A 20450-nucleotide genomic window follows, 5' to 3' on the forward strand; every position below is an offset into this window, starting at 1 on the left:
GGACATGGACATGAGAATCCGGCGATGACGCAGATTTTCAGGCGCTCGGCCGACACCTGGTTGCGCGTGGGACTGCTGCTGCTGATCGTCGGCCTCTCGGGAGGCTTGCTTGTGGCATTGACCCTGGAGGGCACCGACTACCGCACCGGGCGTAATTGGGTGGTCGAACAGCCCTTGCCCTTCAGTCATGCCCACCACGCGGGCGAGCTGAAGATTGACTGTCGCTACTGCCACAGCGCGGTGCAGTCCTCGGCTATCGCCAGCCTGCCGCCCACCGAAACCTGTATGAGCTGTCATTCCCAGGTCTGGAAAAACGCCGACGTGCTGGCGCCGTTGCGCAAGAGCCTGCGCGAGCATGAGCCGATGCACTGGCAGCGCGTGGTCGAGCTGCCGGACTACGTATACTTCCATCACGGCGTGCATGTAAACGCTGGTGTTGGCTGTAGCGAATGTCACGGCCAGGTCGACCGTATGCAACTGATGTTCAAGGCCCAACCTCTGAATATGGGCCAGTGCCTGGCCTGTCACCGGGACCCAGCACCGCACCTGCGGCCGGTAGATCAGGTAACGAACATGCAGTGGCGTACCGATGAGGATCGCCGCGCTCTGGGTGAGCGTCTTATGAAGGCGCACCCTATTGATATCCGAGGTCTGACCGACTGCGGGACGTGCCACCGATGAGCGCGCCACTGGATTTCACCGCCTTGCGCGGGCAACTGGCCGGGCTCAAGGGCCAGGCCTATTGGCGCGGGCTTGAGGCCCTGGCGGCGTCCCCCGAGACCCAAGCGCTGATGGAAGCGGAGTTTCCGGGAGCGGCACCGTTGATGGACCGCCGAAGCTTCCTGCAACTGATGGCGGCCAGCCTCGCCATGGCCGGGCTGGCCGCGTGCGGCAAAACCCCGGAACAGGCCGTTACGGCGGTTAACCAACCGGTTTCACTGACACCGGGTGTCGCCGCCTGGTATGCGACCGCCATACCCTTTTGCGGCGTCGCTCAGCCGGTGTTGGGCAAGACTGTCGCCGGACGCCCGATCAAGCTGGAAGGCAACCCTGAACACCCGATGTCCGGCGGCACTTGTGATGCGTTCACCCAGGCTGCAATCCTGCAACTCTATGACCCCGACCGCTCCCAGGCGCCGCGCTTCAAAGGCCGCGAAACCAGTTGGTCGCACGTGCTTGCGGCGCTGTCGGGCATGCAACAGGCGCTGGATGGCGTCCACGGCAAAGGCCTGCACATCGCCTGCGGCGCCAGCAGTTCGCCGACCCTCGGGCGACAGCTCGATCAACTGCAAGAACGCTGGCCCGAGGCGAGGCTGTACCACGCTGAGGCATTCAACGAGACCGTCGCCCTGCACAGCAGCGAACGGGTGTTCGGCCAGCCGGTGAGCCCGCGCGTGCACTTGGAACAGGCTGACGTGCTGGTGTGCCTGGAATACGATCCGTTGGGCAGCGGTCCCCACCAGACGGCGTTGCAGCGCGGCTGGGCCGAGCGGCGGCGGCGGGCGGCCAAAGGCGAGGGCGCCGCATTGGCGTTCGTGGCTGAAAGCATTCCAACCCTCACCGGCGCAGCCGCCACGGCACGCCTGCCGATCGCGCCATCACGCCTGCCGGACCTGTTGCTGGCCTTGAGCCAAGCCTTGGGCGAAACGCTTTCGGCCACGCCGCGCATGACGGCAGCGCAGCAGCATTGGGTTGACGCGGCCGCCGCCGCGCTCAAGGCGCATCCAGGCCGAGGGTTCATCGGCGTCAGCCCTCAGGCGCCCGAGGCGCTGCAGGCGCAGGTCATGCACCTGAACCAGCGTCTCGGCCATCCGGACTGGCAGGTGCCGAGCCTGCTGGGTTATGCGCCGCAACGCCGTTGGGATTCGCTGGATCAACTGAATCGCGAGCTGACAGCGGGGCGCGTCACTCACTTGCTCATGCTTGATTGCAACCCGCTGCAGACTTCACAGCTTGCGCGCGACCTGCAGCAGGTGCCGTTCCGCCTGCACGCCGGGCTCTATTACGACGAAAGCGCTGCCGAATGCCACTGGCACCTGCCACTCAACCATGCGCTGGATGGCTGGAGTGACGCCCGCGCCGCAGACGGCAGCGCCTGCATCGTGCAGCCGCTGATCGAACCGATGTACGCGACCCGTACGTTGCATCAGGTGGTCGACATGCTGCTCAACGCCGCCGAGGTTGATGCCCTGCAACTGGTGCGCGCCACGTGGGCGCCTATCCCCGAGGCTCAATGGCGCCAGGCTTTGGCGGACGGCTGGATCGAACCGGCTGCGCCGCCCATAGAAGTCGCCGACGCGACAGCGGCAACTCCCGCATTGACCGACATCGACGGCCTGCAGGCGGTCATCCGCCCAGACCCGACGGTATGGGACGGGCGTTTCGCCAATTGTGGATGGCTGCAGGAACTGCCCAAGCCGATCAGTACCCTCACCTGGAGCAACGTGATCGGGCTTTCGCCGCGCCAGGCTGAGCAGTTGGGCCTTGGCAATGGTGACGGCGTTGAAGTAACCCTGGCCAACCAGACTGTGCGCGGGCCCGTGTGGATCGAGCCGGGGCAGGCCGACGAGGTCATCGCCCTGTACACCGGTTATGGCCGAACCCGCGCCGGGCGTGTCGGTAACCACCTCGGCTACGCCGTCAGGCCGCTGGAACAGCTTTCCGTCGGCGCGACCCTGCGTGCCACGGGCGAGCGTTATCGGTTGGCCGCCACGCAGGCCCATCACCACCTTCCCGGCGATGAAGACCCACCCATCCGCGTAGTCGCGCGCGATGCGCCGCAACTGCCCACCCAATCGATTCCGGTGTCGCTCTACAGCCCGGCCGCCGACAGTGGCCCGCAGTGGGGCATGGTCATCGACCTGGACCTGTGCACTGGCTGCAACGCCTGTGTCGTCGCCTGCCAGGCCGAGAACAACATCGCGGTGGTCGGCGCCGACCAGGTTGCCCAAGGCCGCAGCCTGCACTGGCTGCGCATCGATCACTACTACCAGGGCCCGCTGGAGGCACCGCGCTCACGCTTCCAGCCGTTGCCGTGCATGCATTGCGAACAGGCGCCCTGCGAAACCGGCTGCCCGGTCAATGCCACGGTACACAGTCGCGATGGTTTGAATCAGATGGTCTACAACCGCTGCATCGGCACGCGCACGTGTGCCTCCTATTGCCCGTACAAAGTCCGCCGCTTCAATTGGCTGGACTACAGCGCCGATGCGGCGCCGTCGCTCCAGGCCCAGCGCAACCCCGAGGTGACGGTGCGCGCCCGGGGCGTCATGGAAAAATGTACCTACTGCATCCAGCGCATCAGCAGTGCGCGGATTGACGACAAGCAGCAAGGTGGCGACTTCGACACCTCAGGCGTGGTCACCGCCTGCCAACAGACGTGCCCCAGCCAGGCCATCCGTTTTGGCGACATCGCCGACCCGGCGAGCGCCGTCAGCCAGGCACGCCGGGACCCACGCCATTACCGCCTGCTCGAAGCCCTCGGCACGCGACCGCGCACCAGCTATCTGGCGCGGATCGAAGAGGAGGGCGCGGCCGATGAGCACTGAGCCATTGCTGCACGACACCGCGCATTTTTTGCCGCAGGCCTTGAGTGACCAGCAGGTGTCGCGCCAGGTGTTCGGGCCGCTGCAACAGTTCCCGCGGCGCGTGGCCTGGCGCTGGATGTTCGGAGCCGGCATCGTGCTGTTGCTGGTCTACCTCGCCTCAGTCGCGGTGTTGTTGGCCAAGGGCGTGGGTATGTGGGGCAATAACCAGCCGGTGCAGTGGGGCTTTGGCATTCTCAATTACATCTGGTGGCTGGGCATCGGCCACGCCGGCACGTTTATTTCAGCGTTGCTGCTGCTGATCGAACGGCCCTGGCGGCATACCCTCAATCGCCTGGCCGAATTGATGACGCTGATGGCGGTGATCTGCGCCGCGCTGTACCCGATCCTGCACCTGGGCCGTCCCTGGCTGTTCTACTGGACCATGCCGTACCCGAATGAAATGGGGCTATGGCCGCAATTCAAGAGCCCCACCGCGTGGGACATGTTTGCGATCCTGTCGTACCTGACGGTGTCGGTGTTGTTCCTGCTGGTGGGCGCCATACCGGATTTCGCCACCGCCCGTGACCGCGCCAGGACGCCGTTGCGGCAAGTTCTGTATGGCCTGCTCGCGCTCGGTTGGCGCGGTTCGCAACGGCACTGGGCGTTATGGCGACGCACCACGCGGGTGCTGGCGATCCTGGCAATACCGCTGGTGTTTGCGGTCTCCAGCGGTTACTCGTTCCTGATGACCATGGGCCCCCAGAGTGGCTGGCATTCAACGTTATTCCCAGCGTATTTCGTCGCCGGCGCGGTGTTTTCCGGGTTTGCGCTGGTGGCGTTGCTGGCGATTGGCGTGCGCTGGATGCTGTGCATCGAAAGCCTGATTACCGCGCGCCATCTGGACATGCTCGGCCGCTTGCTGCTGGCCACCGGTTGGCTGACGGCCTACGGTTACCTGGCGGATCTGTTCATGCCGTTCTACAGCGGCGATGCACATGAAATCGAGGTGCTGCTCACGCGCATCAATGGCCCGCATGCCTGGAGTTTCTGGCTGGCCATTGTCTGCAATGTCGGCGTGCTCCAAGCATTGTGGTGGCCCCAAGTGCGACAGCAACCGAGACGCCTGGCCCTGGTCGCGTTGGCGGTGCTGGTGGGCATGTGGGCCGAACGTTTCATGTTGCTAATCCCGCCCCAGACCCGCGACCTGCTGGTGTCGAGTTGGGGCGACTATTCGCCAACGCTGTGGGACTGGTCGCTGTTTATTGGCAGCTTCGGCGTATTTCTGGTGCCCTACAGCCTGTTCCTGCGCTACCTGCCGATGGTCTCGGCGTTCGAGGTCAAGCAGGCGCTGCATCAGGAGCGCAGCGATGGCTGACTGCCTGGGGCTGCTCGCGCGTTTTTCCGCACCCCAACCGCTGGTAGAGGCGGGGTTGCGCGCCTGGGACCTCGGCTATCGACGCCTGGACGCGTTTGCGCCGTTTGCGCTGGAAGTCTTGGAGCCGGTATTGGCGGCCAGGTCCAACCGCGTGCCACGCATGGCGTGTGTCGGCGCTGCAGTGGGCGCCGGGCTGGCACTGTTGATGCAGATTGGCTCGGTGTGGGCCTATCCACTGAACGTTGGCGGGCGTCCGTTGATTGCGTTGCCGCAGCTGTGGGTGGTGACGTTCTTGTTCGCGGTGGTGTTTGCTGGCGTGGCGGCGGTGCTGACCTGGTTGATGTGCATCCGCCTGCCACGCCTGCACCATCCGTTATTTGCTGCAGAAGGGTTCGACGCCGCCAGTGATGACGGGTTCTTCCTGTTTATCGACGCGCGTGACCCACTGTTCGACCTTGAAAACACCCGTGCCTGGCTGGCCGAACACGCGCTCAGCGTGCAGGCGGTGCAACCGTGAGTCGCTGGCCGTGGGCGCTGTGCCTGGCGTTGCTGTGCAGTGGCTGCGATGATATGTCGCGCCAGGCCAAGGTGCTGGAGCAGCGCGCGGGTGCGTTGTTCGCCGACGGCCTCAGCAGCCGTCAGCCACCGGCGGGCAGCGTGGCGCGCGGGCAGTTGCAGCGCGAGGCAAGCGTGCAGCAGCGCCCGGCGCTGAGTGCGGCATTGCTTGCCCGGGGCGAGGCTGGCTATCAAACCTTTTGTACACCCTGCCATGGCCTGAGCGGGCTCGGCGATGGCTTGGTGGTCGGTCGCGGTTTTCCGGCGCCGCCATCATTCATCGAGCCTCGGCTGTTGAACGCAACCGATGACCAACTGATGCACGTCATCGCCCATGGGCAAGGCTTGATGTATGGCTACGAATCGCGCATCCAGCCGCAGGAGCGCTGGGCCATTGTCGCCCATCTGCGCCTGTTGCAATTGAGCCAGCATGCCGACCTCGACAGCCTGCCGGCGCCGCTGCGCCAGGCGTTCGAGGCGCGAGCGCAATGAAACGCCTACCACTGCTGGTCGCCATCGCAGCCCTCGGGCTCGCGCTGTTTGCCCTGTGGCAGCCAGCCTGGGTCGGCGCGGGCGCACTGGCGGCGGCAGTGAATGGCACCAGCATCGCGCTGGGCTGCGTGCTGCTCGCCGTGCTGACGCCCTTGGTCAGCGGGCGCTGGCAACCGCTGCTGGAACCGGGCAGCCGCCTGGGCGCGAGCGCGGTGATCCTGATGGTGCCGATGCTGCTGCCGGTGCTGCTGGCAATGGCGTGGGTGTACCCGTGGTACGGCCAGGAGACCCAGGGTTTTCGCGGACTCTGGTTGTCACCGTGGTTTTTTGTGCTGCGCACCTTGCTGTATGCCGGGCTGGCTTGGCGGGTGCTGCGCTGGGCCGGTCGGCACAACGCCGCGGGGCTGATCCTCTACGGGTTGACGGCCAGCCTGGCGGCGGTGGACTGGCTGATGTCGCTGCAGCCGGGGTTTGTCTCCAGCATTTTCGGCCTGTTGTTGATTGCCCGGCACTTGCTCGATGGCCTGGCGTTTGCCGGGCTCTGTGTGATGTGCTGGAACGTGGTGCTGTTGCCGGCCCGGCAGTGCGTCGTATTGCGTGGCCTGTTGGTAAGTGCCCTGGGGTTTTGGGTGTATGTGCACTTCATGCAGTACCTGATTATCTGGTCGGTGAACCTGGAGCATGAAACGCTCTGGTATCGCCTGCGGGAAGCCGGGTTGTGGGGCGTGTTGACCGCGTTGTTGATGCTTGGGCAACTGGCGTGTCTGCTGGTGCTTGCGTCGCCGTGGGGCGCGCGGATGTGGGTGTTGATGTGGGGTTGCGTGGCGATCCTGCTGTTGGGGGCGCTGGAGTCCATCTGGATCAGCCTGCCGTCGATATTCCCTGAAGCAGGCGCCGGCGCCGTGCTGACCGCCGTGCTTTGCCAGGGCGTCTACGCGGCGGGCCTGTTCATGTGGTGGCGCCGGCAATGGCAAAGGAGGCGCCATGACACCTGATTACCAACCCAACAGTTTTGACGGCAAAAAAGCCTGGCGCGTGATCCTGCTGTTGTTCGTGGCGGTCGCGCTGGCATTGGGTGGCGTGGCTTGGCTGTTGAGTGGCTATCGCCAGCATGCGCGACAGCCACCCTTGAGCGAACTGGAAAGCCAGCGTCTGCTGCCGCCCGAGCCGCGCTTGCAAGCCAACCCCAGGCAGGCCGGCGAAGCACAACTCGCCCGCCAGCGCGTGCACCTGGACAGCTTTGGCTGGGTCGACCGCGAGCATCACATCGTGCATCTGCCCTTGGCGCACGCTCGGCAGTTGATGCTGGAGCGAGGCTGGCCCGCATCAGAGGACGATGGCCGTGGGCATTAAACCCGTTCTGGCGCTGCTGGCGTGCCTGGTGTTGCAACCGGTCATGGCCCAGGGCTTCGACCCGTTTACCGCCGCTGGCATCGACAGCAGCCGCGTGGGCAGCCACCTGGCCCTGGACACGCGCTTTACCGATCAGCACGGCGGCTCGGTGCGCCTGGGCGATTTGTTCAACGGCCAACCGACGCTGCTGGTGCCGTTGTACTTCCGCTGCCCGAATGTGTGTGGTGCGGCGCTCTCGACCTTGTTCAGCCAACTGGCGAACCAGCCTTACCGCCTGGGACGGGACTTCCAGGTCATCGCCTTCAGCTTCGACCCGCGTGAGGACGTGGGCGCCGCCCGCGAAGAACTGGCCAAGCTCAGCCAGCACTGGCCGGCATTGGCCAACGCGCCCGGCCTGCACCTGCTGACCGGCGACGCGGCTGCCAGCCAGACCCTGGCCGACTCGATTGGGTTCGGTTACCGCTTCGATCCGCAGCAACAACAATACGCCCACAGTTCGGCGGTGGCGGTGGTCACCGCTGACGGACGCTTGTCGCGCTGGCTCTATGGCCTGGGCTACCAGGCCAGCGACCTGCGCCTGGCGCTCACCGAAGCCGGGCAGGGCAAGCTCGGCGCAATCAAGGAGCAGCTGTTGTTGCTGTGCTACCACTACGACCCCCAAAGCGGCACCTATAGCAGCCGGATTATCTTACTGCTCCAGGTGGCCGGCGTCGCAACGGTGCTGGTGCTGGGCCTGTTTATCGGCCTGGCCGTACGCCGCGAACGGCGGAGGGCGCCATGAGCGAACATTTCCTGCGCCTGTGGCCGGCGCAAGCCTCGGATTATGCGGTGTCGGTGGATTGGCTGGTGATTGGCTTCACGGCCATGATGGCGCTGTTTGTGGTGCCGGTCTTCGTGGCGCTGTGGGTGTTTATCTGGCGCTATCGACGCGGCCGCGTGGCAGACCGTGACCACCGCCCGCAAAGCAACCTGCCCATCGAACTGGCCTGGATCATCCTGCCGTTCATTGGCTCGCTGGTGGTCTTCCTGTTTTCCGCGCGGTTGTTTTTCATCGCGCGTACGCCGCCGGATGACGCGCTGGAAGTGCAAGTTACCGCCCGGCAGTGGATGTGGAAATTCCAGCACCAGGGCGGCCAGCGCGAGATCAACACCTTGCACGTGCCGGCCCGGCGCCCGGTGAAGTTGACGATGATTTCCGAGGACGTGATCCACAGCCTGTTTTTCCCCAGCCTGCGCATCAAGCAGGACGTGCTACCAGGACGCTACAGCATGCTGTGGTTCCAGGCCGAGCACAGCGGCACCTACGAGGTGTACTGCGCCGAATACTGCGGCACCGACCATGCGGCCATGCTGGCACGCCTGGTGGTGCTGGACCCCGCCGACTACGAGCACTGGCTGACTGAAAACGGCAGCGCCGCCGACCTCGCCAGCCAGGGCGAAACCCTGTACCGCCAATACGGCTGCGGCAGTTGCCACGATTCGGGCAACGCGCCGCCGCTGGCCGGGGTGTTCAATCGCACGGTACAGCTGGCCGATGGCAGCCAGGTGAAGGCCGATGAAGCCTACCTGCGAGACAGCATCCTGTTGCCGCAAAAACAACTGGTGGCCGGCTACCTGCCGATCATGCCGACCTACAGCAACCTGCTGGACGAAGAGGCCGTGCAGCGCCTGGTGGCCTATCTGCGCACACTGCCTGGAGATCCCAAATGAGCCAACCCAGCTACCTGCATAAACAAGGCCTGCGCTCGTGGTTCCTGACCCGCGACCACAAGCGCATCGCGGTGCTGTACATGCTCACCGTGACCTTCTTTTTCTTTGCCGGCGGACTGGCGGCGAGCCTGATCCGCATCGAACTGGTGACCCCGGAAGGCGACTTGCTCACCGCCGATGGTTACAACCGCGCGTTTACCCTGCATGGGGTGATCATGGTCTGGTTTTTCCTGATTCCCTCGATTCCCAGCGTGTTCGGCAATTTTCTGGTGCCGATCATGATCGGGGCCAAAGACATGGCGTTTCCGCGCCTGAACCTGTTCAGTTGGTACCTGTTGCTGGGCGGTGGTTTGTTCACCCTGCTCGCGCTGCTGTTGGGTGGGGTCGATACCGGCTGGACCTTCTACACGCCGTTGTCGACGATGTTCAGCAACGGCCATGTGGTCGCGGTGATCTGCGGGGTGTTTATCGCCGGGTTTTCGTCGATCTTCACCGGCGTCAATATCATCGCCACCGTGCATACCTTGCGCGCGCCGGGCATGACCTGGATGCGCCTGCCGCTGTTCATCTGGTCGATGTACGCCACCTCAATCATCCTGGTACTGGCCACGCCGGTGCTGGCGATCACGCTGGTGCTGGTGGCCGCCGAGCACCTGTTCAATATTGGCGTGTTCGACCCGAAACTGGGCGGCGACCCGCTGCTCTTCCAGCACCTGTTCTGGTTCTACAGCCACCCGGCGGTGTACATCATGATTTTGCCGGCCATGGGCGTGGTCAGCGAACTGATCACGGCGGCAGGGCACAAGCGTATTTTCGGTTATCGTTTTGTCGCCTGGTCGAGCGTGGCGATTGCTGTCATTGGCTTTCTGGTATGGGGCCATCACATGTTTGTGGCCGGGCAGTCGATGTACGCCAGCCTGGTGTTCTCGCTGTTGAGTTTTCTGGTGTCGATTCCGTCGGCGATCAAAGCCTACAACTGGAGCGCCACGCTGTACAAAAGTGACCTGACGCTGCACGCGCCGTTCCTGTTCGCGCTGACTTTTATCGGCTTGTTCATCATCGGTGGCGTCACCGGGCTGTTTCTCGCGCTGCTCGCGGCAGATTTGCATGCGCACGACACGTATTTCGTGGTCGCGCATTTCCACTACATCATGGTCGGGGCGGCGGTGGCGGGGTACTTTGGCGCGCTGCATTTCTGGTGGCCGAAAATCACTGGCCGGCTGTACTCGCAGCTGTGGGGCAAGATCACCGCGATCCTGATTTTCTGCGGCTTCAACCTGACGTTTTTCCCGCAGTTTTTGCTCGGCTACCTGGGCATGCCCAGGCGTTATCACAGCTATGACCCGGACTTTCAGTTCCTCAATGTGTTGTCCTCCGCCGGCGCGTCGATCCTGGCCGTGGCCTACGTGCTGCCGTTCTTTTACCTGCTTGGCTCGTTGCGTTGGGGCGAGCGGGCGCCCATCAATCCCTGGGAGGCTGCCGGGCTTGAGTGGCGCGTGGCATCACCGCCGCCAGTGCATAATTTCGAAGCACCGGTGACGGTGGATTTCGAAGCGTACGACTATTCACCCGAGGCGCGTCGTGATCCGCTCTGACGAAAAGCCCTCCGAGCCGTTCGTGGCCTGGGCCCAGCAGCGCGACGCCGCACGCCTGGGCATGTGGCTGTTCCTGGCCAGCGAAGCAATGATGTTCGGCAGCCTGATCATGGTCGCCTGGTTGCTGCGGTTGCAGCACCCGGACGGGGTGGCGGAGGCGGTGGCGGGGCTGCATTACTGGCTGGCGGCCGGCAATACGTTCCTGCTGTTGACCAGCAGCTTGCTGATGACCCTGGCGATGGCCGCCGGTGAGCCGCGCCGGGTGCGTCACTGGCTGCTCGGCGCTGCACTGTTGAGTGTGTTGTTCCTGGGCTGCAAGGGCATTGAGTATGGCCTGGAGATTCAAGAGGGCGTGTTGCCTGGTTTCGCCCAGGCGTCGCATTGGCAAGTGCCCTCGGCGCAGTTGTTCATGAACCTGTATTTCATCGCCACGGCGTTGCACGGCGTGCATGTGCTGGTCGCCGTCGGCCTGGCGCTGTGGCTGTATCGTTCGCTGGGACGCGGCACGCTGGCGGAGCATCAGGCGGACACACGGCTGGAAATGATCAGCCTGTATTGGCACTTGGTCGATGGGATCTGGATTGTGTTGTTCCCCACCCTCTACCTGGTAGGGCGTTGAGATGAGCAAGGCAGGCGCACTGAAGGTCTACACCGGGTTGTTGCTGCTGTTGGCGCTGCAGTTGCTGTGTGCAACGTTCTGGCCCCGACAGGGCGGCGTGATCATGCTCGCCGCCGGTGCGCAGTTCCTGCTGTTGTTGCTGTTCTACCTGGGGCTGTACCGTCACCGCGGTTGGGCGCGCCTGTTTGGCTGGGCGTACCTGCTGTGGCTGTTGGTGATGGTGGTGTTTATCCTCGGTGAATCAGCCACCCGCTGAACTCAGGCGCACCGGCACCGATTTGGCCGCCGGCACTTTACTGCGCTCGGCATGGTGCCAGAGCGGCACCAGCGGGTTGCATTCGGGGTAGTAGGCCGCAGCACAGTCCTCGGGAATATCGTAGGAAATGATGTCGAACGGACCGACCTGACGCTTTACCTCAGGCTCGTGCCTCCTTCAGACCGATGTCTGGGAAGGCGCCGATCGAGAACCGATTCTCCTTGCCATGCAGCCGATACTTCAAACGCTAGAACTTGGAAGGCGGTTTTCCTGCTTTGCTCGACGCCCTTACCTCCAAGTAGAGGCCAGGAACATCGCGGTCGGCGTGCTTGCGGTGTTCGGTCAGCGTGCGGATGAAGGCATCGCTGGGTTTTCGTCTGAAAATGAGTGGGGGCATCGTTTTTTTAAAATCGAAATTTGCCCCCAATTATTCCCTCATGAGCTCTGGAAACCAGTGGAATTGGACGGACGAATTTCGACTGAATTTAGCTATAACCTTATGTTAATAAAAGGTTTATTGGGGTTTTGTGGAATTCTGTTACAGGCTGTCGGGGTCGCCAAAGAACATCTGAATTCGCGACCGCAACCAACGCTCCCCCGGATCATTGTCCTGCGACCCACGCCACGCCATGTGCAATTCAAACGTACGCACCGGCAACGGCGGCTCTTCAGCTCGCAAGCCGCCCGCAGACGTCAGCGCCTCAGCGGCATAATCCGGCACGGTCGCGACGATATCGGTACCCGCCAGCAACGTTCCCAACCCGTTGAACTGCGGCACAGCCAGCACCACGTGACGCTTGCGGCCCAGTTTCTCCAGTTCTTCATCGAGAAACCCACTCAAGTCCCCGGCAAACGACACCAGTGCATGGGGCCGCGCGCAGAAGTCATCCAGGCTCATGGAGCCGGGCATGCTGTCGGCCCGCAGCAGCATCGGTTTGCTGCGGCGCAATACCTTGCGCTTGGCGTTGGCCGGCAGGTCGGTGGTGTAGCTCACGCCAATCGAGATTTCCCCGGAGGCCAGCAGGCCCGGCATCAGGATGTAGTTGACGCGGCGCACCACCAGTACGATGCCGGGGGCTTCGGCGCGCAGGCGCTTGAGCAGCAGCGGCAGCAGGGCGAACTCGACGTCGTCCGACAGGCCGATGCGGAACACGGCGGTGCTGGTGGCCGGGTCAAACTCGGATGCGCGGCTGACGGCCGTGGAAATCGAGTCCAGGGCCGGGGAGAGCAGGGCGAAGATCTCTACCGCACGGGCCGAAGGCTCCATGCTGCGCCCGGTACGCACGAACAGTGGGTCGTCGAACAGGCCACGCAGGCGTGATAACGCCGCGCTGATGGCCGGCTGGCCCAGGAACAATTTCTCGGCAGCACGGGTCACACTGCGTTCATGCATCAAGGTTTCGAATACGATCAACAGGTTGAGGTCGACACGACGCAGGTCGTTACGGTTCATCTTGTGTCCCAGGCAGCGTCAGTAAACTTGACGGGAGCGACCATATAAGAACAATGGCCGGCATGAATCTTACGGGGAAAGGCTGGTACTCTGCACCGGCTAATTCAGTTTTCCTACGTGACTTGGTACGTTTTCCGTATATGCGGAATCAATGACAGGCATGTCGACTATTAACGGCGACCGGTGGTCTTGCTCCGAAAGCCCAGATAGAGTTCATGGCAATAGAGGTTACTTTGACGAGGTTTGCGATGTCCCGCACGATCCGTTTTCACAAGTTTGGTCCGGCCGAGGTGCTCAAATGCGAAGAGCATGCAGCCGCTAAGCCCGCACCGGGCGAAGTGCAGGTGCGCGTCGAGGCGATTGGCATCAGCTGGTACGACATTCTCTGGCGCCAGAACCTTGCGTCGTCCCATGCCCGCCTGCCATCAGGCCTGGGCCATGAGATGGCCGGCGTGGTTGTGGCCGTGGGCGAAGGCGTCGATGACCTGGCGGTGGGTGACAAGGTCGCCAGCTTCCCTGCCGAGAGCCCCAATGATTACCCGGTGTACGGCGAACAGATCGTGCTGCCGCGTTCGGCGCTGACGCGTTACCCGGACGTCTTGAGCCCGATTGAAGCCAGCGTGCACTACACGCCGCTGCTGATTGCCTACTTTGCGTACATGGACCTGGCGCGGGTCAAACCCGGGCAATTCGCCCTGGTGACGGACGCCAGCCACTGTGCCGGCCCTTCCTTTGTGCAACTGGGTAAGGCCCTGGGTGTGCGGGTGATCGCTGCGACCAAGACCAGTGACGAGCGCGAATACCTGCTGTCCCTCGGGGCAGAAAAGGTCATCGTCACCGAAGAACAGGACCTGCTGATGCAAGTCAACAAGTTCACCGACAACCGCGGCGTGGACGTGGTGTTTGATGGCTTGGGTGGCCCGCAGATGTCGTTGCTGGGCGACGTACTGGCGCCCCGTGGCAGCCTGGTGCTGTATGGTCTGCAAGGTGGCAACCAGACACCATTCCCGGCCTGCGCAGCGTTCCAGAAGAATATTCAGTTCTTTGTGCACTGCATCGGCAACTTCACCGGCAAGCCGGAACTGGGCATCATCCAGGACCACGTAGCCCTGCAGCGTGCCTTGCGTGACATCAACCAACTGACGGCTGACAAAGTACTGGTGCCGCTGAAAACCACGGTGTTTCCGTTCAGCCAGTTCGTGGAAGCGCACCGTTATATGGACGAATGTCCGTGCCGAGAACGTGTTGCCTTGCAGGTAGAAGCTGTTTGATCTGTGGGAATATTCTCAAGCGAGTATTCCTTCCCCCGGGCGCATGGGGCAAATGCGCCATTTGACAGGATTTAACCTGCTCATCGCTGGAACCGGGATTTCTAGGTTTCAGCCCGATAAATCACCTGTTTACCCCTGACGCCGCCCTGAATTCCAGCGCGGCGTTGTCGTGTCCGGGCATTCGATATTCAGGGCGCGCCGCCGTCTGAACTGGTTTTAGTCCAGGTTCTGTATCTGTTAATCATTATTCAAGCGCTGATAATTGCCCCTCAACTTTCATCTCAAGGATTGAGCAATGATTGAATATCTGAAGTCGCCCCGTGCACCCGTTACGTTCAATAACGCCCGGTATACCCGTTCAGGCGAAACACTATTAATTAAGTTGGTTTTGTCGGATGGTTCTTTAATTTTTAAGTTAAAACAGGGTAGGAGCTTGTCGGACCATTCCTAAGACCGCCCTTTTTGACTGCGCACCCCGGTTGGGTGGCGCGCTTGCAGGCTGGAAGCCTCGAAGCGCCCGCTCGCAAACCGGGCCCGGTGCTAATCTCCATTGAATGTCACATGTTGTAACGCCCCTCAGAAACAACAGGTCAGGCAACTGCCGTTAACGGTTGCCCGAAACTGATATTTCAACTCAGGTAGTAGAACTATGAGCGCTATTCACGAACAAGCCATGAACTATGTCTATCAACAAGTATTACAACGCTTGGTTGGGCATTTCTCTCGAACAGAACGCACCTCGCTTCAGTTATTGATTCAACGCATTGTGGTAGCGGCAGGCGGCATGGAGCGGATCGGTGAATATAAAGTGCTGTTGGCGCATGGTGCGGGTGCTGGCAGCAGCTATGTCTTGACGTTGTTGCGCGCGGCCCAGTTGACGCTTGCGGGCCGGGCGCCGGGCACGTTCCAGTTGCGCGTGGCTACCTTGCGCCATGCCGGCATGACGCAAACCGCGCTGGACACGCTGCATCGCGGCTATAGCGCGTTGTTTTTGCATGACGACCCGCGTGTCGAACTGCTGATGGTGGAGAACCGCGAAGTGTTGCCGTTCAACCACCTGCGTCCGGCATCGGCAACCGCGCGCGATAACAGTCGGCGCAATGTGCTGATGGTGGGGCACCAGACCTCGGGCGATCTTCGTCAAACCCTGTGCAACGACGCCTACCTGGCCCTCGGCGACTTTTACCAGCGCGTCACCACGTGCAATGGCGGCGTGCATGCATTGGTCAGCGGTGATTCTGCTCGCAAGCAACGCGAATACCTGGCGTGGTTGAAAAGGGCCGCACTGTTGGCCGGTGCAACGCTCCCGGAGCAAGAGCCCCTGGTGCTCAGCGGCCTGTTCGCACGTATGGACGAGTGGAGTAACGTGTATTACGGCGACCTGTATGGCGAGCACTACGAAAAAGTCGACACGTGCGACACAGACGCACCCCGCCACCTGGCCTATGTCAGCGTTGCCGACTTGATGGAGGAGGTCGACTACCCGGGGGGTTCGCTGTTGCGGCAGTTTATGGCCTATCAACCGGACGAGTTTGGCTTTCATTTCAGCCACGCGAGTTGCGCGAACCCTTTGCTGATGGCCCATCTACGAGGCTTGCAAGCCGAGTGCCTGCGGGAACTGGACTACGAGGAGGGCGCACAGGGCTTTATGCAGCAGGCCGCGCTGTTCATGCGGCACAAGCAGATTCCCGAACATCTGATAGCCCAGGCAGCGACCCCGGATGGCCGCGCGTTGTCGGCCGGCTACGCCCAGGCAATGTTTGGCCTGGATGACAATCAATTGAATTGCCTGATGTTTTCGCCGTTTATCGGCCACGGCGAGCGCCTCGAAAGCTTTTTGCGCGAATGCCACCCCGGCATGCTGGTGGCACTTGCGGAGCTGCACAAGGCACTGCAAGGCAAGCCGGTGGCCGAGATGCTCGTGCAATGGGCCATCGACATCAGTGGGCTACCGCTTCACCTGCTGCAACACCTCTACCGCAAGCGACCTGCCGCAGCGGTGCCGTGCATGGCACCGCCGCAGCACGCTACCGCCGCCATGGCAACCCGCCAATTGGCCGGGCGTTAACGGGGTGGTAGCGGGTGACCCGCGATGAGGCGCAAGGATGACCGGCAAACGGAGTTTGCCTACCAGGCGGTGTATCGCTACATGATCAACCTCATCAACGAGGTGGGTACCGATGCCCGGGTAAAATTGCCGTCACTGCGGCAGTTATCGGAGCGCCTGAACGTCTCGATCTCGACCATTCAATACGCCTACTCGCTGCTGGAGAAGGAAGGCCGGGTGTATTCGGTGGCCAAGTCAGGCTACTACGCCTGGCCGGTGTTGAACAAACCGCCAGGCAGCAGCGGGGGTGACCTGCTGGAGCGCCTCTACGCCAGTGCACGGCGCCCGGGAATGTTGGTGCTCAGTGCCGATGAGCCAGCACTTGGGGCGTCTCTGGATGGGGCACTGTTGCTGCTCGAGCGCGAACTCTTGCGGCACTACCCAAGTCACCTGCAGCCATGGTCGCAGCCGTGCGGCGTCTGGGAATTGCGCGCGGCGCTCGCGGCGCGCTACACCTCGTCGCCGACCCGCTGCTGGCAGGCGGATGAGGTTTATATCGGCGCCGATCTGCGTGGGGTGCTGGAAATTCTGATCGAGGTGCTTGGGCTCAAAGGCGCCGCAATCATCGTGGAGTCACCCTGCGACTGGCTGATTCTGCGATTGTTGCAGGGCGCGGGGGTGAAGATTGTTGAATTGCCTTTCACCGCGCAGGATGGCCTGGACCTGGCGGCGCTGGAGCAATTACTCGGTACCGAGCCGGTTCAACTGGCGTTGCTGTCCTCCAGCGTCAGCCTGCCGTCAGGCATCGTCCTGCCCAACCATGACCGCACTGAGTTGGTTCGGTTGCTGAACCAGCATGGTTGTTGGTTGTTAGAAAATGACAGCCATGGCGACCTGGCCTTCGAGCAGCCCATCACGGCGTTGCGGGACCTGGCCAACCCTGAACGGCTGATGGTGTTTTCCACCTTCGAGAAAGCGCTCGGGCCTGAAGCGCCGTTTGGCTATTTGCTGTCGCGCCACTTCAGCGGTGAGCTGCAACGCCAATTTTTGCTGCGCGCGTTCCGGTTGTCATCCATTCGCCAGCGGGCGATTGCGCGGCTCTACCAAAGCGGCAGAGTCGACCAGCATCTGCGGGAGTTGCGACCCAGGCTCAAAGAACAGGCCCGGGTAATGAGCCGGTACCTGGATGAGCACCTGGGGCAACAAGTGAGTTACCGAATGCCGGTTGCTGGCGCTACCTTCTGGTTACGCTCAACCGCGCCGGTGGACATGCGCCAAGTGTTCCAGCGCCTGCTCGCCCGGCAGGTGGTGATAGCGCCAGGAGAGTTGTTCAGCATCAGCGGCCTGCACTGCCAGCATCTGCGACTGAGCCACACCGTTGAGGGTCCCCATCACCTGGAGAATGCCTTGGTTGAACTGGCCCTGGCGTTGAGGCAGGCACAGACCGGTACTGAATGAAATTTCGCTGATTGTTGTAGGATTTATAACGTCGCGGAGCAGTCCAACTCTCAGTAAACTGCATTCTTTTTCCGAATCCTTACTCTTTCAGAGGTTTATGCATGACTCTCAGTCCTTTTGCGGGCAAGCCGGCACCAGCTCAACTGCTGGTAGACATCCCGCGACTGGTAACGGCCTATTACACCGGCCAACCTGATGCAGCGATCTCCACCCAGCGCGTCGCCTTTGGTACCTCCGGGCATCGTGGCAGTTCGTTCGACCTGAGCTTCAATGAATGGCACGTGCTCGCCATCAGCCAGGCAATTTGCCTTTACCGTGAAGCCCAGGGCATCAACGGCCCTTTGTTTGTCGGCCTGGACACCCACGCACTGTCTACCCCAGCCGGCGCCAGCGCCCTGGAAGTGCTGGCGGCCAATGGCGTGCACGTGATGTTGGCCGAAGGCGATGAGTACACCCCGACACCGGCGATTTCCCACGCCATTATTTGCTACAACCGTGGTCGCACCAGTGGCCTGGCCGACGGCATCGTTATCACGCCGTCCCACAACCCGCCACAAAGCGGCGGCTACAAGTACAACCCGCCTAATGGCGGCCCGGCCGATACCCACGTCACCAAGTGGATCGAAGCCAAGGCCAACGAACTGCTGGCCAACAAGCTGGCCGGGGTCAAGCGCATTACTCACGCCCAGGCGCTCAAGGCCGACACCACTCATCGCCACGACTACCTCAACACCTACGTGGCCGACCTGGTCAACGTCATCGATTTTGATGCCATCCGCAACGCCGGCTTGCGCCTGGGCGTCGACCCGCTGGGCGGAGCAGGGGTGCGCTACTGGTCGGCCATCGCCGAACACCATCGCCTTAACCTTGACGTGGTGAACACGCAAGTCGACGCCACCTTCCGCTTCATGAGCGTCGACTGGGACGGCCAGATCCGCATGGACCCATCCTCCAGCTACGCCATGCAGGGCTTGATCGGCCTCAAGGACCGCTACGACGTGGCGTTCGCCTGCGACCCGGACCACGACCGCCACGGCATCGTGACGCCATCCGGTGGCTTGCTGGCGCCGAACAACTACCTTGCAGTGTCTATCGATTACCTGTTCCAAAACCGCCCGCAATGGCGCGCCGATGCTGCGGTGGGCAAAACCGTGGTCAGCAGCGGCTTGATTGACCGAGTGGCCAAACGTATTGGCCGTCGCCTGTACGAAGTGCCAGTGGGCTTCAAGTGGTTTGCCGACGGCCTGTTCGAAGGCTCACTGGGGTTTGGCGGCGAAGAAAGCGCCGGTGCCTCGTTCCTGCGCAAGGACGGCAGCGTCTGGAGCACTGACAAGGATGGCTTGATCCCGGCGCTGCTGGCGGCGGAGATGACCTCGCGCAAAGGCCAGGACCCGAGCCAGATCTACCGTGGGCTGACGGATGCGTTGGGTGAGCCGTTCGCCATTCGTGTGGATGCCAAGGCCACGCCGGCGCAGAAAGCCCTGCTGGGCAAGCTGTCGCCGGACCAGGTGACGTCCACGCAGTTGGCCGGGGAAAGCATTCAGCAGATCCTCAGCCATGCACCGGGTAACGACCAGGCAATCGGCGGGCTGAAAGTCATGACCGAAAACGGCTGGTTCGCCGCGCGGCCATCGGGTACCGAAGACATCTACAAGATCTACGCCGAGAGTTTTATCGGTGAGGATCACCTCAAGCAACTGGTGGAAGAAGCGCAGGTGTTGGTGGACGGGGCGATCTCGGCTAACTGATACCCAACCTGTGACTGATTGACCTGTGGCGAGGGAACTTGCTCCCGCTGGACTGCGTAGCCGTCCCATTTTTGGGGGCGCTTCGCACCCCAGCGGGAGCAAGCTCCCTCGCCACATTCAACCTCGGTCAGGCGAGGTCGACCAACACGATCTCGCTGTCTTCAATCGCCGTCACCCGCAACAGCTGTTCATCCTCAACCGCCACGCCGTCCCGAGCTTGTGCACGCAAGCCATTGACTTCAATCACCCCGGTGGCCGGCACCAGGTAGGCGCGGCGCCCGCTTTCCAGCCGATACTCGGCACTTTCACCGGCTTTCAGGTTGGCCGCCACCAAACGTGCATCAGCACGAATGCGCAGGCTTTCGCTGTCTCCAGCCTTGCCACTGGCCAGGGTTACAAACCCTTCGCGGTCGCCCTTGGGAAATGGCTTGGCACCCCACGATGGTGGCAAACCGGCTTCGTTGGGAATAATCCAGATCTGGAAAATCTTGGTGGGCGTGGCTTCCAGGTTGTATTCACTGTGGGCGATCCCGGTGCCGGCGCTCATCACTTGCACGTCGCCAGCCTCGGTACGGCCCTTGTTGCCCAGGTTGTCGGCATGGCTGATGGCGCCTTCGCGCACATAGGTGATGATTTCCATGTCCCGGTGCGGGTGTTGCGGGAAGCCGGTGCCCGGTGCGATGAGGTCGTCGTTCCATACCCGCAGGTTGCCCCAGTGCATGCGCTTGGGGTCGTGGTATTCGGCGAAGGAAAAGTGGTGGTGTGCGTCCAGCCAACCGTGATTGGCGCCGCCCAGCGTATTAAAAGGTCGAAGTTCAAGCATGATCGTCTCCTGTGGATGGGAGCCATGATCCAATAGCGCTAGATCGATAAAAAGCGTAAAAACTGCCGGATTCCTATCGAATACTTCGATGCCTATGCTCAGGGGTTATCTTCACTTCATCGCCTAACTGCATGAGCGCAAAGCAATTGGCTGGAACTGTGGGGCATT

Annotated in this window: 18 protein-coding genes and 1 pseudogene; 16 read left to right on the forward strand and 3 right to left on the reverse strand. The window is 62.2% G+C overall.

Annotation, left to right across the window (positions count from 1 at the left end; all coding sequences use genetic code 11):
• Positions 1-24 precede the first annotated feature (24 nt).
• Genes RGV33_RS15630 through RGV33_RS15685 form a run of 12 tightly spaced genes read left to right on the forward strand, consistent with a single transcriptional unit; the run spans position 25 to position 11482 of the window.
• Positions 25-681 (forward strand): cytochrome c3 family protein, encoded by a 657-nt coding sequence (locus tag RGV33_RS15630; RefSeq protein WP_322145045.1) that lies wholly within the window; start codon positions 25-27, stop codon positions 679-681.
• Positions 678-3548, forward strand: a complete 2871-nt coding sequence (locus RGV33_RS15635; protein ID WP_322145046.1) for a TAT-variant-translocated molybdopterin oxidoreductase — start codon at positions 678-680, stop codon at positions 3546-3548. The genes RGV33_RS15630 and RGV33_RS15635 overlap by 4 nt, the downstream gene beginning before the upstream one ends.
• Positions 3538-4902 carry an NrfD/PsrC family molybdoenzyme membrane anchor subunit gene (gene nrfD, locus RGV33_RS15640; RefSeq protein ID WP_322145047.1) on the forward strand — a complete coding sequence of 455 codons (1365 nt, stop codon included), beginning with the start codon at positions 3538-3540 and terminating at the stop codon, positions 4900-4902. Before RGV33_RS15635 ends, nrfD begins: the two co-directional genes overlap by 11 nt.
• Positions 4895-5419: a DUF3341 domain-containing protein gene (locus RGV33_RS15645; protein ID WP_322145048.1), complete on the forward strand. Its 525-nt coding sequence runs from the start codon at positions 4895-4897 to the stop codon at positions 5417-5419. Before nrfD ends, RGV33_RS15645 begins: the two co-directional genes overlap by 8 nt.
• Positions 5416-5949 (forward strand): cytochrome c, encoded by a 534-nt coding sequence (locus RGV33_RS15650; RefSeq protein ID WP_322145049.1) that lies wholly within the window; start codon positions 5416-5418, stop codon positions 5947-5949. The genes RGV33_RS15645 and RGV33_RS15650 overlap by 4 nt, the downstream gene beginning before the upstream one ends.
• Positions 5946-6944, forward strand: coding sequence for a hypothetical protein (locus tag RGV33_RS15655; RefSeq protein WP_322145050.1), 999 nt, complete (start codon positions 5946-5948; stop codon positions 6942-6944). Before RGV33_RS15650 ends, RGV33_RS15655 begins: the two co-directional genes overlap by 4 nt.
• On the forward strand, positions 6934-7302 hold the full coding sequence (locus tag RGV33_RS15660) for a hypothetical protein (RefSeq protein ID WP_322145051.1): 369 nt from the start codon (positions 6934-6936) through the stop codon (positions 7300-7302). Before RGV33_RS15655 ends, RGV33_RS15660 begins: the two co-directional genes overlap by 11 nt.
• A complete protein-coding gene (locus tag RGV33_RS15665) occupies positions 7286-8083 on the forward strand; it encodes an SCO family protein (protein WP_322145052.1) in 798 nt (265 codons plus the stop codon). The genes RGV33_RS15660 and RGV33_RS15665 overlap by 17 nt, the downstream gene beginning before the upstream one ends.
• On the forward strand, positions 8080-9012 hold the full coding sequence (gene coxB, locus RGV33_RS15670) for a cytochrome c oxidase subunit II (protein ID WP_322145053.1): 933 nt from the start codon (positions 8080-8082) through the stop codon (positions 9010-9012). Before RGV33_RS15665 ends, coxB begins: the two co-directional genes overlap by 4 nt.
• Complete coding sequence (locus tag RGV33_RS15675; protein ID WP_322145054.1) at positions 9009-10607, forward strand: cytochrome c oxidase subunit I; 1599 nt, start codon at positions 9009-9011, stop codon at positions 10605-10607. The genes coxB and RGV33_RS15675 overlap by 4 nt, the downstream gene beginning before the upstream one ends.
• On the forward strand, positions 10594-11226 hold the full coding sequence (locus RGV33_RS15680; protein WP_322145055.1) for a cytochrome c oxidase subunit 3: 633 nt from the start codon (positions 10594-10596) through the stop codon (positions 11224-11226). Before RGV33_RS15675 ends, RGV33_RS15680 begins: the two co-directional genes overlap by 14 nt.
• A gap of 1 nt (position 11227) precedes the next feature.
• Positions 11228-11482, forward strand: coding sequence for a hypothetical protein (locus RGV33_RS15685; RefSeq protein WP_322145056.1), 255 nt, complete (start codon positions 11228-11230; stop codon positions 11480-11482).
• 166 nt (positions 11483-11648) lie between these two features.
• Here the strand turns inward: RGV33_RS15685 and RGV33_RS34280 are convergent.
• Both RGV33_RS34280 and RGV33_RS15690 read right to left on the reverse strand, forming a co-directional pair.
• Positions 11649-11879, reverse strand: a pseudogene (locus tag RGV33_RS34280) (Arm DNA-binding domain-containing protein); the annotation flags it as partial.
• Between the two features lie 141 nt (positions 11880-12020).
• Entirely contained in the window at positions 12021-12935 is a 915-nt protein-coding gene (locus RGV33_RS15690) for a LysR family transcriptional regulator (protein WP_003217142.1), read from the reverse strand.
• 248 nt (positions 12936-13183) lie between these two features.
• Here RGV33_RS15690 and RGV33_RS15695 point away from each other — a divergent pair, with 248 nt between their 5' ends.
• The 4 genes from RGV33_RS15695 (at position 13184) to pgm (ending at position 19459) form a co-directional block, all read left to right on the forward strand.
• Positions 13184-14206 carry a zinc-dependent alcohol dehydrogenase family protein gene (locus tag RGV33_RS15695; RefSeq protein WP_322145057.1) on the forward strand — a complete coding sequence of 341 codons (1023 nt, stop codon included), beginning with the start codon at positions 13184-13186 and terminating at the stop codon, positions 14204-14206.
• 649 nt (positions 14207-14855) lie between these two features.
• Complete coding sequence (locus RGV33_RS15700) at positions 14856-16274, forward strand: hypothetical protein (protein WP_322145058.1); 1419 nt, start codon at positions 14856-14858, stop codon at positions 16272-16274.
• Between the two features lie 24 nt (positions 16275-16298).
• Positions 16299-17711 (forward strand): PLP-dependent aminotransferase family protein, encoded by a 1413-nt coding sequence (locus RGV33_RS15705; RefSeq protein ID WP_322145059.1) that lies wholly within the window; start codon positions 16299-16301, stop codon positions 17709-17711.
• A 101-nt stretch (positions 17712-17812) separates the two neighbouring features.
• Positions 17813-19459, forward strand: a complete 1647-nt coding sequence (pgm, locus tag RGV33_RS15710) for a phosphoglucomutase (alpha-D-glucose-1,6-bisphosphate-dependent) (RefSeq protein WP_322145060.1) — start codon at positions 17813-17815, stop codon at positions 19457-19459.
• Positions 19460-19586: 127 nt separating this feature from the next.
• On the opposite strand, the gene RGV33_RS15715 is transcribed toward pgm, so the two are convergent.
• Positions 19587-20282: a pirin family protein gene (locus RGV33_RS15715; protein WP_322145061.1), complete on the reverse strand. Its 696-nt coding sequence runs from the start codon at positions 20280-20282 to the stop codon at positions 19587-19589.
• Between the last annotated feature and the right edge of the window lie 168 nt (positions 20283-20450).

The organism is Pseudomonas sp. Bout1 (genome assembly GCF_034314165.1).
GTDB lineage: Bacteria > Pseudomonadota > Gammaproteobacteria > Pseudomonadales > Pseudomonadaceae > Aquipseudomonas.